The sequence below is a fragment of the Vibrio sp. 2-Bac 85 genome, assembly GCF_037546705.1.
Taxonomy (GTDB): Bacteria; Pseudomonadota; Gammaproteobacteria; order Enterobacterales; family Psychromonadaceae; genus Psychromonas.
The window spans coordinates 167232-181195 of record NZ_JALAAB010000006.1; the positions used below are offsets into that span (position 1 = coordinate 167232).

15 protein-coding genes are annotated in these 13964 nt (G+C 38.1%); 8 read left to right on the forward strand and 7 right to left on the reverse strand.

What is annotated here, in order from left to right; genetic code table 11:
• The first annotated feature begins 56 nt into the window (after positions 1 to 56).
• Positions 57 to 797 (forward strand): 23S rRNA (guanosine(2251)-2'-O)-methyltransferase RlmB, encoded by a 741-nt coding sequence (rlmB, locus tag MT390_RS08885; protein ID WP_166372524.1) that lies wholly within the window; start codon positions 57 to 59, stop codon positions 795 to 797.
• A gap of 79 nt (positions 798 to 876) precedes the next feature.
• On the opposite strand, the gene MT390_RS08890 is transcribed toward rlmB, so the two are convergent.
• Entirely contained in the window at positions 877 to 2139 is a 1263-nt protein-coding gene (locus MT390_RS08890; protein WP_499440701.1) for a DUF481 domain-containing protein, read from the reverse strand.
• 311 nt (positions 2140 to 2450) lie between these two features.
• On the opposite strand from MT390_RS08890, the gene rpsF reads away from it, so the two are divergent.
• Genes rpsF through rplI form a run of 4 tightly spaced genes read left to right on the forward strand, consistent with a single transcriptional unit; the run spans position 2451 to position 3878 of the window.
• Entirely contained in the window at positions 2451 to 2858 is a 408-nt protein-coding gene (rpsF, locus tag MT390_RS08895) for a 30S ribosomal protein S6 (protein WP_166372522.1), read from the forward strand.
• An 8-nt stretch (positions 2859 to 2866) separates the two neighbouring features.
• Entirely contained in the window at positions 2867 to 3172 is a 306-nt protein-coding gene (priB, locus tag MT390_RS08900; RefSeq protein WP_299667973.1) for a primosomal replication protein N, read from the forward strand.
• A gap of 9 nt (positions 3173 to 3181) precedes the next feature.
• On the forward strand, positions 3182 to 3409 hold the full coding sequence (rpsR, locus tag MT390_RS08905) for a 30S ribosomal protein S18 (protein ID WP_028869180.1): 228 nt from the start codon (positions 3182 to 3184) through the stop codon (positions 3407 to 3409).
• A 16-nt stretch (positions 3410 to 3425) separates the two neighbouring features.
• On the forward strand, positions 3426 to 3878 hold the full coding sequence (gene rplI / locus MT390_RS08910; protein ID WP_028869181.1) for a 50S ribosomal protein L9: 453 nt from the start codon (positions 3426 to 3428) through the stop codon (positions 3876 to 3878).
• Positions 3879 to 4065: 187 nt separating this feature from the next.
• Here the strand turns inward: rplI and MT390_RS08915 are convergent, their stop codons facing one another.
• The 4 genes from MT390_RS08915 to MT390_RS08930 all read right to left on the reverse strand — a co-directional run bounded on the left by MT390_RS08915 (position 4066) and on the right by MT390_RS08930 (position 7670).
• Complete coding sequence (locus tag MT390_RS08915; protein WP_499440703.1) at positions 4066 to 4740, reverse strand: response regulator; 675 nt, start codon at positions 4738 to 4740, stop codon at positions 4066 to 4068.
• Positions 4741 to 4842: 102 nt separating this feature from the next.
• Positions 4843 to 6273: an ATP-binding protein gene (locus MT390_RS08920; RefSeq protein WP_499440705.1), complete on the reverse strand. Its 1431-nt coding sequence runs from the start codon at positions 6271 to 6273 to the stop codon at positions 4843 to 4845.
• Positions 6274 to 6882: 609 nt separating this feature from the next.
• Complete coding sequence (locus MT390_RS08925) at positions 6883 to 7365, reverse strand: hypothetical protein (protein ID WP_166372519.1); 483 nt, start codon at positions 7363 to 7365, stop codon at positions 6883 to 6885.
• 14 nt (positions 7366 to 7379) lie between these two features.
• Complete coding sequence (locus tag MT390_RS08930; protein ID WP_299668043.1) at positions 7380 to 7670, reverse strand: EF-hand domain-containing protein; 291 nt, start codon at positions 7668 to 7670, stop codon at positions 7380 to 7382.
• A 206-nt stretch (positions 7671 to 7876) separates the two neighbouring features.
• Between MT390_RS08930 and MT390_RS08935 the strand changes: the two genes are divergently transcribed.
• Positions 7877 to 8338, forward strand: coding sequence for a free L-methionine (R)-S-oxide reductase MsrC (locus tag MT390_RS08935; protein WP_299668045.1), 462 nt, complete (start codon positions 7877 to 7879; stop codon positions 8336 to 8338).
• Between the two features lie 188 nt (positions 8339 to 8526).
• On the opposite strand, the gene lysS is transcribed toward MT390_RS08935, so the two are convergent.
• Positions 8527 to 10044, reverse strand: coding sequence for a lysine--tRNA ligase (gene lysS, locus MT390_RS08940; protein WP_499440707.1), 1518 nt, complete (start codon positions 10042 to 10044; stop codon positions 8527 to 8529).
• 91 nt (positions 10045 to 10135) lie between these two features.
• Positions 10136 to 11234, reverse strand: a protein-coding gene (prfB, locus tag MT390_RS08945) for a peptide chain release factor 2 (protein WP_499440709.1) whose coding sequence is annotated in 2 segments (ribosomal slippage) — positions 10136 to 11158 and positions 11160 to 11234 — 1098 coding nt in all. Because the reading frame shifts where the segments join, the coding sequence is not laid out codon by codon here.
• 462 nt (positions 11235 to 11696) lie between these two features.
• Between prfB and MT390_RS08950 the strand changes: the two genes are divergently transcribed.
• Together MT390_RS08950 and ilvN are read left to right on the forward strand one after the other, a co-directional pair.
• Positions 11697 to 13421: an acetolactate synthase 3 large subunit gene (locus tag MT390_RS08950; RefSeq protein WP_499440711.1), complete on the forward strand. Its 1725-nt coding sequence runs from the start codon at positions 11697 to 11699 to the stop codon at positions 13419 to 13421.
• Positions 13414 to 13914 carry an acetolactate synthase small subunit gene (ilvN, locus tag MT390_RS08955; protein ID WP_166372513.1) on the forward strand — a complete coding sequence of 167 codons (501 nt, stop codon included), beginning with the start codon at positions 13414 to 13416 and terminating at the stop codon, positions 13912 to 13914. The genes MT390_RS08950 and ilvN overlap by 8 nt, the downstream gene beginning before the upstream one ends.
• Positions 13915 to 13964 lie beyond the last annotated feature (50 nt).

The window sequence follows — 13964 nt, forward strand, 5'->3', positions numbered from 1 at the left end:
CAATTAGCGACGATAGAACTTATCCCGATTTAGATATTAAAGATTAGAGAAACAACATGAGTAAAAGTGAAATTATTTACGGTATGCATGCCGTTGATGCACTATTAGAAAAACAACCAGAACGTGTTATTGAAATTTACGCTCTCAAAGGACGTGATGACGAACGTTTAAATGATGTACTTAATAAAGCAAAAGAATGGGGTGTCTCAGTACAATTGATGCAACGTAAAGCATTAGATGACAAATCTGATGGAGAGCAGCACCAAGGTATTATGGCACGTGTAAAAGCAATGAAAGTATTAACTGACAATGATTTAGAGCCTATTTTAGCAGCGTTAGATGTTCCTCCTTTTTTATTGATTTTAGATGGTGTAACCGACCCGCACAATCTAGGAGCTTGTTTACGAAGTGCGGAAGCCGCTGGCGTACACGCAGTGATCATACCTAAAGACAACTCTGCAAGCTTAACACCCGTAGTACGTAAAGTAGCCTGTGGCGCAGCAGAATCGATTCCATTAATTCATGTTACTAACCTAGCGCGCGCGATGCGTGGTTTACAAGACAAAGGGATCTGGATTTACGGTACAGCCGGTGAAGCAGAACAAAGCCTCTACGATTGTAAGCTGCAAAGTGGTATGGCGTTAGCGATGGGAGCAGAAGGTAAAGGGCTACGCCGTTTAACCCGCGAACATTGTGATGAACTGATTAAATTACCAATGGCTGGCGCTGTTTCAAGCTTAAATGTATCCGTTGCAACGGGTATTTGTTTGTTTGAAGTGGTACGCCAACGCCTTTAATTAAGAAGTAAAAACGAATAACAATCAGCGCTAGAGAGCCATTGCTCGCTGTTTAGCGCTGATTGACGCTGATTGTTAGTTAGAATGCATATTGAAGATTAAACCCCGTCGAAACCTCTTTATTTTCAGTATCTTCCGGTACGTTTTGATTATATTTATAGTCAACATCGAAGATTAAATATAACTGCTGGTAAATTCTATTCTGAGCTTTAAACTCCACACCATAAACACTATTAGAGTGCCCTACTTCAAACACTCCTTGTAACGACACTTGCAAGCTTTCACTTACGATCCGTTCATAATTCAATCGTGTACGTAATATAAACTCATTGATAGAAACAGCATCTTCATCAGCATTCGGTTGCGCAAATTTATAGCCGGGGCCAAACTCAGTATTAAATTTATGGTTATTTTCATTAAAGAAAATATGCCCGTAACCAACGGTAAAGATATCTTCCTGCTCATAAGATGCAAATTTGCTACGTTTAATATCACTACGTACAAAAACTAAGTTCATTGGGTCTAAATTGTAGTTTCCCTGTAACTGCCAGCGAAGCTTTTGTGCGGTTTCTTCACTATCTTCCGATTCAGACTTAAACTCAATATCACTGTTAATATTGTATTGATCAACTTCGTCATAATCTAAGATTAAACGTCCGCGTAAGTTTTGTGTAATTTGATTATCTTGCTCATATTTAAAACCGAATTCAACAGCACCGGTAAAACGATCCGGTAACTCTATTATCTCTTCATTTGAATCAACAATATCCGTTTTGATACTGTTATTTTCAATCGCAATATCAATGAAGTCTTGGTCCGCAATAGCATTATTTTCTTCGATGCTCCCCTGACCTACCTTTTTATTTTTGAGTAGATCAGGTTGTTGATCGATGGACGTTTTAATACGATTGATCGGCGAACTTAATAAACTGGCATGTTGTAAACGCTCTTTTTTTAATAGTGCCTTAAGTTGCTTTTCTTGTTGCTGGCTTTCTACTAAATATGATTCTTGAATATTAACTTGATTATCTAGCGTCGATATTTTGTCAATCAAACGCTGATTTTCAGCTAATACTTGCTCTAGTTTTTTTTGCTGCAGCTGTTGTTTTAACTTCTCTGCCGCTTGTTGTTGCTCTAACTGCTGTGCTAGTTTGGTCGCCTCTTTTTTTGTCGATAGCGTTGTATTCGCCGAACTATTCGGCTTTGCGCCTGCGACACCAGCATCGCTATTAATGGTTCTGTCGCCCGCATTGCCCAGTGCACCATCAGCTTGAATATTTGTCGCGCCAGCATTCGCACCTATTGTCACTTCAGTAGTAGAAGTGATTGCCTGAGGAGTCATGTATAGCCCAACATTCACACCTAGCACGATAAGGTTAATAATTAAGATATAAAGGAAGGCTGATTTAAGCAAAATTAACTCATTTAAATGATTAGGGAACCGAGGTATTTTAGATTGTTAGTGTATAGATGCAAACAATAAGCAAAAGTTCTCATTAACTTTGTATTTATCTTACTTTTGTTGCTTGCGTAAGTTGTCGCCAAACTGTACAATCTGCCGGCTTAAATCAGCCATCCTTTTTGTTCCTTGCTTCTACTTGGTACGGCTGAGCCAAATTATGAAGCTACTAACCCGTAAGGAGCGATTTTTATATGCGTCATTATGAAATCGTATTTATGGTTCACCCAGATCAGAGTGAACAAGTTAATGGTATGATCGAGCGTTACACTACTTCTATTACAGAAGCAGGTGGTACTGTTCATCGTCTAGAAGATTGGGGTCGTCGTCAACTGGCTTACCCAATTAACAAACTACACAAAGCACACTATGTTCTTATGAATATTGAAGCTGAGCAAACAGTAATCGATGATTTGGAAACTGCTTTCCGTTTCAACGACGCTGTGATCCGCAACATGATCATGCGTACTAAATCTGCTGTAACTGAAGCATCTGTAGTGGCTAAAGCAAAAGAAGAACGTGTTGAACGTGCTCCTCGTGCTCCACGTCCAGATTTTGATGCTGCACCAGCTGCGCCTGCTGCAACAGAAGCAGAAGCATAAGAAACTGAGTGACTGATAACTTTTTGCAACTTACAGGTGTCGTAACTGAAAAGCCGATACATAAAACAAGCCCAAGTGGCATTGAACACTGTAACCTGACGATAGAACATCGCTCAGTGCAAGAAGAAGCTGGATTACCACGCAATACATATTGTTATATGCCTATTGCAACAAGTGGACCATTAGCAAGTCAGTTGAAAAATAAATTATCGAAAGGTATGCAAATTAAAGTAAGTGGTTTTATCACTTATCATCAAAGCAAGAGTAATCTTGGTAAGTTGGTGTTGCATGCTCAGTACATAGAACAAATTTAAGGAACTACCATGGCTCGTTATTTTCGCCGTCGTAAATTCTGTCGATTCACAGCTGAAAAAGTTGTTGAGATTGATTACAAAGACGTTGTTACATTAAAAAATTACATCACTGAAAGTGGTAAAATTGTACCTAGCCGTATTACTGGCACATGTGCAAAATACCAACGCCAACTAGCGCGCGCTATCAAACGTGCACGTTACTTGTCGCTTTTACCTTACACAGATTTACACAAGTAAATAGGAGCTATAGATTATGGAAATTATTCTACAAGATACAGTTGCTAACCTTGGTAAACTTGGCGATAAAGTGAACGTTAAAGCAGGTTACGCACGTAACTTCCTTTTCCCACAGCAAAAAGCTGTTCCAGCAAACAAAGCAAACTTAGAAGCTTTTGAAGCACGTCGTGCTGAATTAGAAGCTAAGCAAGCTGCTAACCTAGCTGCTGCTCAAGCACGTGGTGAAGCTATCTCTGCATTAGAAGCGGTTGTTATCACTTCTAAAGCTGGTGATGCTGGTAAACTATTCGGTTCAATCGGTACGCGTGATATTGCTGATGCAATCACTGCTGCTGGTGTAGCGGTAGCTAAAAGCGAAGTTCGTCTTCCTGAAGGTGCTTTACGTTTAACAGGTTCTTACGAGATCACTGTTACAGTACATTCTGACGTAACTTCAATTGTAAACCTTGAGATTGTTGAAGCTGAGTAATCAGTAACACTATTTTAATGTTTTAAAATACCTGCCTTGAGCAGGTATTTTTTTGTCTAAAATTTACTTAAGGTACTATTGCCTTAAAGTCTAATTGAGTTAAAAGACAACTTACTAAGGCGCTGTTATCTAGGTACTGTTATCTAGGTACTGTTATCTAAGATGCTATTATCTAAGGTACTATTATCTAAGGTACTACCAAACGATAGCCTGCACCATATACTGATTGGATCATATCTTGTCCTTGGCTAATATCTACCAGTTTTTTTCTTAACTTTTTAATGTGACTATCAATGGTGCGATTGTTAACAATACGCTCATCTGAGTACATATTTTGCATTAATTGTTGCCGTGTAAAGATACGACCAGGTTGTTTTACAAGTGGTCTAAGCAACTCGAATTCAACGGAAGTAAGTGCAATATCGGAAGCATTAAAACTGACAACCAAACGTTGTGGATCAAGTTTCAAAACAGCTTCGACATTGTCTAAGGTAAACTGCTGACTTCTTCTTAACACCGCTTTCACCCTAGCCACCACTTCTTTAGGGCTAAATGGCTTACAGATGTAATCATCCGCTCCTAACTCTAAGCCTAACAACCTATCAATTTCGTCCACTTTGGCAGTAACCATTAAAATAGGTACATTAGAAAACTGACGGATCTCGCTGCACAGAGTGATACCATCTTTACCTGGTAACATTATATCCAACAAAATCACTGTCGGTTGATGTGCTTTGACCCAACTCAACACTTCATCACCATGATGAATTTGATGCGGCTGATACTCAGTTAATTTGAAGTAATCAGCCAACAAATTAGCTAGCTTAACTTCATCTTCTACAATCAATATTGAACTCGACACGTTTTAACCTTATTAAGTAAATCATTTTTAGTCAGTGTAAATGTACACTACCGCAGAATGTAAGATGAATTTAACTTGATTAGTATTGTTGCTTTAATATCATTAACTCAAGGGTAATTCGATAATAATAGCTAATCCACCCAGTGCAGATGTTTGTGCACTGATATGCCCTTGATGTGCAGCAACAATATGAGCGCAGATAGACAAACCAAGACCTGATCCTCCTGTTTTTCGATTCCTGGAATCTTCAACTCGATATAAGTATTCAAATAAATGCAACAAATGTTGTTCAGGTACTCCCACACCATTATCTTCTACAATGACTTTCACTAAGGCCGGAGATGCTTGTTGCTCAACAACCAGCGATATTTTTACTTCGCTTGCTTCGGCATACTTAATACAATTATTGATTAAATTTTCAAACAGTTGACATAAACGAGTGCGATCAGCAAAGACCATTGCAACTGGTGTTTCAATATCGACTTGCAACGTAGTGCCAACAGCCGATAAATAACTACTAAATTTATTCACCTCTGAAGCTAGCCATTGGGATAAATCAATATTGCTTTTGCGATAATGCATACCACCGATATCGGCACTTGTTAACTGGTGTAAATCATCAATAAGAGACTGTAAATGTTTTACTTCATCATTCGCTGAACCTATATTTTTTTTATCCAGCGGACGAACGCCATCTAACATCGCTTCTAACTCACCTCTCAGAATAGACACAGGCGTGCGCAATTCGTGTGATATATTGGCTAGCCAACGTTTACGAGCGTCTTCATTTTCATGCAGTGTTAATGCTAACTCATTAAAGTCTCTACTCAATTCACCAAGTTCATCTTTTCTATTTACATCGATATGTTGAATATAATTACCTTGCGTTAATTGATGCATACCAAAAATTATTTTCTTAATCGGCTCAGCAATGTGGCGTGCTAATGGAAAAGTAATTAAGACCACTAAGCCCATGGTCACTAAGGCGATTATCCACAGGTAACTTTTTTGCTGTTGTATGAAATCTAATTCGTAACCATCGATCATTTTATTACGTTGAGGGATCATTAACCAGCCAACATCTTGCTCATTAACTTTGAGTATCAATTTTTTGTAATCAGCCCGCTTAATATAATGCCCAGCAATCAGATTATCCTCATGGTCAAATAAAGCAAAACCTGGCTTTTGCCTTGGGCTAGGAAAATCACTTCTAGACGGAGGCGGCTCACCAAATTCAAGTGGTGGTCGCCGCATTAAGGCTGTACTTTCTATCTCACCATCATTATTTGCAAGGTTCATAATAAGCAAATCACCTAATTTTTTGTGATCACCTTGGATCCCTTTCCAACTGCCCTGTTGTGCATACTCTCGTTCCAGTTCAACGACTAAAGGCTGTAATGCCGCTAGCTGTTTACTGTTAACATACTCAGCGAGACCTTTGCCGATACTCCATTGTATTAACAACATTAAAGCAGCCACAAGTAATAAGCTAAAGCTAAAAAAAACCAGAAAAAGTTTGTTATGAATTTTCATAAGGAAAAATCTCTTATCAACGTGAATAGCGAATACAATACGATCAGATATTAAGCAAATGTTGATCAGTAAAATGGACTATTGTAAGCAACGAGGATGAACAACTATTCAGTAGAATTGTTATCAATTGTAATATTGGGATGAAGCTTATTGGGTCTCTATTTTTATCTATTGGATTATACTCGTTGTCAATCAAGATGCATTGTTCATTATTTAGCGAGAAGGGAAGATAAAGGCTAATATGATCAAAGAATTTATATTGCTTCATACAGGACTTAATAAATATGCTTTAAAATAACGACTAGGAAGCCCAGGGAGGTTAGGGATTAAAGGTTAAATAACAAACGTAAAAAGTGCGATTCATAATTTGAATCCAAGTTCAAATACACAGCGCCACCACAATTTTTTACAGGGTCAGAAAATAACATTCAAATTTATTCTAAAAAACGTTCCGCACAACGCGTACATTAATCGGAACGCTTTAGTCTAGAAAACACTTGCCGTAGCACAATTTAACTTAGAAACATTTATTTTAGAAAGGCTTAGCTTAGAAAGGCTTCACCTATAAAATCTTAACCTAGGAACTTTCGCCTAGAAAAGTAAGGCCAGCTAAGCAGTGGTATCAATCAAAGAATCACCTTCTTCAATGCCGAACTTTTCCATTACCTGTGCATAAACAGAAAATCGTTGTTCTTCACTTAGTTCATCAATGCTTTCTGCCTCACTTGCAGCTACTGTTTCTTCTAATAACTCTTCTAAATAACTGGCCATTGAGCTGATTTCATCTGAACTTTGTGAAGGGGGCGGAGGTGGTGGAGGTGGGCGGTCGCCTTCTACATTGGCTAAGTCACCAATTTCTTGTGCATCAAAACCTAGTTCAGACATAGTTGATTCCATGGCTTTACCTGGTTCAATACCCGCGTCAGAGAATGTCTCTAAAATACTCAAGGCATCAGCAGTGGTTAGGTTATCAGTATCTAACTCAGATAACGTATCTGAAATAAGTGTTAGCTGATCTTCTGTTAAGGCTTTCTCTGAACGAGACGAAGAAGGCATTGTGATTGATGAGCCTGCATTGATTGAACTAATCATATAAAGACTTCCTATTATTGGCGTTGCGGAGGACGAGGAGGCTTATGATCATTAAATTCTTGCTCACTCAGCACACCATTAGCATCAGTATCTATCTCATCAAAAATAGTTTGCGGATCACCATGGGGTAATGTTTGTGCAGAGAATTCATCATAATCAATGTCACTACTATTATCGGTATCAATACTTGAAAAACTAGGACGCTCGCCTTTAGGTCCATTTTGTTGAGAATCCTGCGCGTAAGCTTGAGTGGTCACTCCTACAACCATTGCGAAAGCGATAATTATATGTACACCTTTTTTCATTAAGAAAGTCCTCTATAGTTAGAATTATTTTGTTAGATTAGCAATCGAATGTGCAAAGAATGTGCATAATAGGTGAAAATAGGATTTTTAATTTAAGATAATGGATATTTTTACCTCTCACGCTGGCTGTAAAATGAATTGTGCTTGCGTTAACCATAAAAATATTTATTCTCTACTTAATATAACCACCAACTAAGTAGAGCAAAATGAAAACAATAGAAGACTATCAATTACTTACCAAACAAGCTTTAGCATTAATTGAAGGTGAAACAGATTTAACGGCTAACCTTTCAAATATCAGTGCTTTACTGAACATGAATTTAAACAAGATAAATTGGGTCGGTTTTTACTTGCTGAAAGGCGACCAGCTTGTCTTGGGTCCATTTCAAGGGAATGTTGCTTGTTATCGTATCGATTTGGATAAAGGTGTGTGTGGCAAAGCCTTTCGCACTAATACAACACAACGCATTGCAGATGTGCATGATTTTCCTGGCCATATTGCTTGTGACGCTGCTAGTCAGTCGGAAATTGTTGTGCCTATTAATTGTAATGGAAAAACCGTCGCAGTATTAGATATTGATAGCCCAATAACAGAGCGTTTTAATGAAGTGGATGAAGCGGGTTTAAATCACTTTATTACACAATTAGAAAGTAAGCTAAACTTTTAATTGACCAAAACTTATCCCAGTTTCAAGGTTAAAGGTTAAAGGTTAAAGGTTAAAGGTTAAAGGTTAAAGGTTAAAGGTTAAAGGTTAAAGGTTAAAAGGCAGCACATTTTCTATCGATAAAAAAGCCCCGTGAAAAACGAGGCTTTTATTTAGAAAGCTAACTTCAATAGAAGGTTAACTTAAACTGATTACTTAGCTTGCGGACGCATATGCGGGAATAATAATACGTCACGAATAGTATGGCTATCAGTAAACAACATCACTAAACGGTCGATACCAATACCTTCACCTGCTGTTGGTGGTAAACCATGCTCTAGCGCAGTGATGTAATCTGCATCGTAGAACATTGCTTCATCATCACCAGATTCTTTCTGTGCTACTTGATCCATGAAACGTTGTGCTTGGTCTTGTGAATCATTTAACTCAGAGAAACCATTTGCTAGCTCACGACCACCAACGAAGAACTCAAAACGATCTGTTACGTCTGGGTTATCGTCATTACGACGTGCCAATGGAGATACTTCAGCTGGATAAGCAGTAATGAATGTTGGTTGCATTAGTTTATGCTCAGCAGTCTCTTCAAAGATTTCAGTTAATACTTTACCTTCGCCCCAGCTATCTTTTAGGTGGATATCTAAACGTTTAGCAAGTGCTTGTAAGCCTTCCATGCTATCCAACTCAGAAGCTTCGATACCTTCATTGTATTCAAGAATTGATTCTTTCATGGTTAGACGTACAAAAGGTTTACCAAAATCAAACTCTTCTTCACCATATTTAACAATGCTTGAACCTAATACATTTTCAGTAATAGTACGCAACATATCTTCAGTTAAGTTCATTAGATCAATGTAATCAGCGTAAGCTTGGTAAAACTCAATCATAGTGAATTCTGGGTTATGACGCGTTGAAACACCTTCATTACGGAAGCTACGGTTAATTTCGAATACACGTTCAAAACCACCAACCACTAGACGTTTAAGGTTCAATTCCGGTGCGATACGTAAATACATTGGTAAATCTAATGCATTATGAAATGTTTCAAAAGGTTTAGCCGTTGCGCCACCAGGGATTGCTTGTAACATTGGCGTTTCAACTTCCATGAAGTTACGTTCATTTAGGTAAGTACGTATAGCAGTTACAATTTTATTACGTAAAATAAATGTTTTACGTGATGATTCATTAGCAATTAAATCAAGGTAACGTTGACGGTAACAAGCTTCAGTATCTGATAGGCCATGGAATTTATCAGGTAACGGGCGTAATGCTTTAGTCAAAATGCGAATTTCAGACACTTTAATGCTTAACTCATCTGTTTTAGTTTTAAATAAAACACCTGTTGCACCCACGATATCGCCTAAATCCCATTTTTTGAATTCGGTATTGTAAAAACCTTCAGCTAAATTATCACGTGCAACGTAGACTTGAACTTGACCGCCCATATCTTGAATAGTTGCAAAGCTTGCTTTACCCATAATACGACGCGTCATCATGCGACCGGCAACGCTTACTTCAACGGCTAATTCTTCTAGTTCTTCTTTGCTCTTTTCGTCATAAAGCTTATGCAGTTCATCTGAGATATTTTTACGACGGAAATCATTCGGGAATGCTTGTCCCTTTTCACGCATAGCATCTAATTTTTCTAGGCGTGCGGTTAAAATATCGTTCAACTCTTCTTGTGGTGCTTCTGCTTGGTTTTGCTCTGACATGATAGTTCCTATCGGTTTAGTGTCTTACATAATTTTTTTAAATGTGCCTTATATAACATACGTAATATAAGGCTCATGCTATTTACTATATCTACAATCCAGATTTCAGACTTGCTTCGATAAATTTATTTAAATCACCATCTAATACAACTTGAGTATTACGGTTTTCAACACCAGTGCGTAAATCTTTAATACGAGAATCATCTAATACGTATGAACGAATCTGACTACCCCAGCCAATATCAGACTTACCATCTTCATTGATCTGCTTCTCTGCATTTTGTAATTGTAATTCGTGCTCATATAATTTGGCACGTAATTGTTTCATCGCTTGGTCTTTATTTTTATGTTGTGAACGGTCATTCTGACACTGCACCACTATATTAGTAGGTACATGAGTAATACGAACCGCAGATTCGGTTGTATTAACGTGCTGACCACCCGCCCCAGAAGCACGATATACATCAATACGTAAATCTGCAGGGTTAATCTGAATATCGATATTGTCATCAATTTCAGGATAAATAAATGCCGATGCAAATGAGGTATGGCGTTTGCCCGATGAGTCAAAAGGTGACTTACGCACTAAACGATGCACACCGGTTTCAGTGCGCAACCAGCCATAGGCATATTCTCCACTAAAACGAATAGTAGCACCTTTAATGCCTGCAACATCACCAGGTGTGGCTTCCATTAATTCGGTTTTGTATCCATTAGCTTCGCCCCAACGTAAATACATACGTAATAGCATATTCGCCCAATCTTGAGCTTCTGTACCACCTGAGCCTGATTGAATATCAAGATAACAAGAGCATGCATCTTGTTTGCCCGAAAACATACGTCGAAACTCTAACACTTCAAGTTGCTTTTCAAGGTCATTGGCTTCTTTAATCGCTTCATCAAAGCTGTCTTGGTCGTTTTCTTCTACGGCCATCTCCACCAGCATTGCAATATCTTCAGTACCTTCTGTTAATGCATCAATGGTTTTCACCACTAATTCAAGGCTACTGCGTTCTTTTCCTAATGCTTGTGCATGCTCTGGATCATTCCATACTTCAGAAGATTCTAGTTCACGGCTAACTTCTTCAAGTCGTTCCACTTTTGAATCATAGTCAAAGGTACCCCCTAAGCATTTCAGCACGCTCAGTCAGGTCTTTAAGTTGATTAAGAATAGGGTTTACTTCAAACATTGAGGCTCACTATTGATATATTCGTAAAAAGAGCCGAATTTTAACCAATTATCGATAAAATAAATAGAGAACAATTAAAATTAATAAGCATCTTGCTGCCGAGAATCTACACATCGCCTCGAACTCACTTCAATTGCAGCAAATTGAATTGATTTTTAAACCCTATAAGCACTCAATCAATATCAATCTTGATAAGCCGACACCTTATTATTTAAATATTATGAATAAGTATAAACACGCTTGTTATCGCTCTAAATACGCTAAATGCTTGTTATTAGTATTTAGCGTATTTTCAAAACCCCTAAGAAACTAAAAAAATAGAAAAAAATACAATTTTTTACTTTTATTAGATGCATTTTATTTTCATTAACGTAAAGTTAAAGGCTCATTTAAGCAAGGTTCGCTTCTATCCGATACAGGTAGAAAACGACGCAATTAACCGATTGTATAAGGATACAAATTATGGAAATGCTTTCAGGCGCCGAAATGGTAGTGCGTTCACTACAGGACGAAGGTATAGAACATATCTTTGGCTACCCAGGCGGTTCAGTTTTAGATATTTACGACGCCATCTTCCAATCAGACAAAATTGAACATTATCTAGTTCGTCATGAGCAAGCTGCTGTACACATGGCGGATGCTTATTCACGTTCAACAGGTAAAGTCGGTTGTGTGTTAGTAACTGCAGGCCCAGGCGCGACAAACTGTATTACCGGTATTGCAACAGCTTACATGGATTCAATTCCATTAGTTGTGTTATCAGGTCAAGTACCTACTTTCTGGATTGGCGACGATGCTTTCCAAGAAACCGACATGATCGGTGTTTCTCGTCCAATTGTAAAACATAGCTTTTCATGCCGTACCGCTGAAGAAATCCCAATGGCTATCAAAAAGGCATTTTACATTGCTTCAACGGGTCGACCGGGTCCAGTAGTTATCGAACTGCCAAAAGATGTACAAAATCCACTTAACAAATTCCCTTATGAATATCCTGAAAACATTAGCTTACGTTCATATAACCCAACTTTAAGTGGCCATAAAGGGCAAATAAAACGCGCTGTAGCAGCATTAGTAAATGCTAGAAAACCTGTGTTATATGTGGGTGGTGGTGCCATTATTGCTAATGCATCAAAACAAGTATTAGAACTTGCTGAAAAGTTAAACCTACCGGTAACCAATACCTTGATGGGTTTAGGTGCATTTCCTGGTGAGCATAAACAATTTATCGGCATGTTAGGCATGCACGGTACTTACGAAGCAAACAACTCAATGCATAATGCAGATTTGATTTTTTCTTGTGGTGCTCGCTTTGATGACCGTGTAACTAATAATGTAGATAAATTCTGTCCAAACGCAAAAATCATGCATATTGATATCGACCCAACGTCTATTTCAAAAAATATTCACGCAGACTTACCGATTGTAGGTAGTGTTGAAGTGGTATTGCAGCAGATGTTAGATCTAATCGAAGAAACTCAAGCGACTAATGATAGTGAAAGTATTAATGCTTGGTGGGATCAGATTAATAAGTGGCGCGCTAAAGATTGCCTTGCTTACAAAACATCAGATACACATATCAAACCACAACAAGTGATCCAATGTTTATACAAAGTAACGAAAGGTGATGCCATCGTTACTTCTGACGTTGGTCAACATCAAATGGTTGCAGCGCAATATTATCCGTTTAAAGAACCTCGCCAATGGATTAACTCTGGTGGTGCGGGTACCATGGGCTTCGGCTTACCAGCTGCAATGGGTTGTAAAATAGCCTTCCCAGATCGCCCCGTTGTATGTGTAACAGGTGATGGTTCTATTCAAATGAATATTCAAGAACTATCAACATGTATGCAATACAACATTCCTCTGGTTATTCTACTATTGAACAACCGCTCACTAGGAATGGTAAAACAATGGCAAAAAATGTTCTACGGTGGTCGTCAATCTCATTCTTATATGGATAGTGTGCCTGATTTTGTTAAATTATCTGAAGCCTATAACCATATCGGTATTAAAGTTGATAAAATTGAAGAACTTGAGCCTGCATTAATACGTGCATTTGAATTAAAAGATCGTGTTGTCTTTATTGATGTAGCGATTGATCCAGAAGAACATGTTTATCCGATGCAAATAAAATCTGGCAGTATGGAAGATATGTACCTAAGCAAAACGGAGAAAACTGATGCGTAGAATTATAGCTGTTTTACTAGAGAACGAATCAGGCGCATTGTCTCGTGTTGTTGGTCTTTTTTCACAACGCGCTTATAACATTGAATCATTAACCGTATCACCGACTAACGATAAAACGTTATCTCGTATGACTATCACAACAGATGTTGTTAATCATGCGGAGCTTGAGCAGATGATGAAACAATTACACAAATTAGTTGATGTGTTACGTGTTACTGAATTAACTCAAAGTGCACATGTAGAACGTGAATTGTTATTGGTTAAAGTACGTACTGTCGGTAGCGAAGCACGTGAAGAAGTAAAACGTACTTGTGATATATATCGCGGTCAAATTGTTGATATTACTCAGCATCTTTACACCATACAATTAACTGGTGTAGGTTCAAAATTGGATGCTTTTGTAGCAACAATTTCTGACGCGAGTGAAATTGTGGAAGTAGTTAGATCCGGTGTTTGTGGTATTGCACGTGGTGATAAAGCACTACGAGGATAAGTAACAAAACTGAGATGAACTACTTTATGCAAAGTGCAGATCACTGTACT

Bases quoted from the DNA above. Each gene is read 5' to 3' on its own strand.
- rplI (WP_028869181.1), top strand. From the start codon at position 3,426: ATGGAAATTATTCTACAAGATACAGTTGCTAACCTTGGTAAACTTGGC.
- MT390_RS08950 (WP_499440711.1), top strand. From the start codon at position 11,697: ATGGAAATGCTTTCAGGCGCCGAAATGGTAGTGCGTTCACTACAGGAC.
- ilvN (WP_166372513.1), top strand. From the start codon at position 13,414: ATGCGTAGAATTATAGCTGTTTTACTAGAGAACGAATCAGGCGCATTG.
- MT390_RS08890 (WP_499440701.1), bottom strand. From the start codon at position 2,139: ATGACTCCTCAGGCAATCACTTCTACTACTGAAGTGACAATAGGTGCG.
- rpsR (WP_028869180.1), top strand. From the start codon at position 3,182: ATGGCTCGTTATTTTCGCCGTCGTAAATTCTGTCGATTCACAGCTGAA.
- MT390_RS08930 (WP_299668043.1), bottom strand. From the start codon at position 7,670: ATGAAAAAAGGTGTACATATAATTATCGCTTTCGCAATGGTTGTAGGA.
- rpsF (WP_166372522.1), top strand. From the start codon at position 2,451: ATGCGTCATTATGAAATCGTATTTATGGTTCACCCAGATCAGAGTGAA.
- lysS (WP_499440707.1), bottom strand. From the start codon at position 10,044: ATGTCAGAGCAAAACCAAGCAGAAGCACCACAAGAAGAGTTGAACGAT.
- MT390_RS08920 (WP_499440705.1), bottom strand. From the start codon at position 6,273: ATGAAAATTCATAACAAACTTTTTCTGGTTTTTTTTAGCTTTAGCTTA.
- rlmB (WP_166372524.1), top strand. From the start codon at position 57: ATGAGTAAAAGTGAAATTATTTACGGTATGCATGCCGTTGATGCACTA.
- MT390_RS08925 (WP_166372519.1), bottom strand. From the start codon at position 7,365: ATGATTAGTTCAATCAATGCAGGCTCATCAATCACAATGCCTTCTTCG.
- MT390_RS08935 (WP_299668045.1), top strand. From the start codon at position 7,877: ATGAAAACAATAGAAGACTATCAATTACTTACCAAACAAGCTTTAGCA.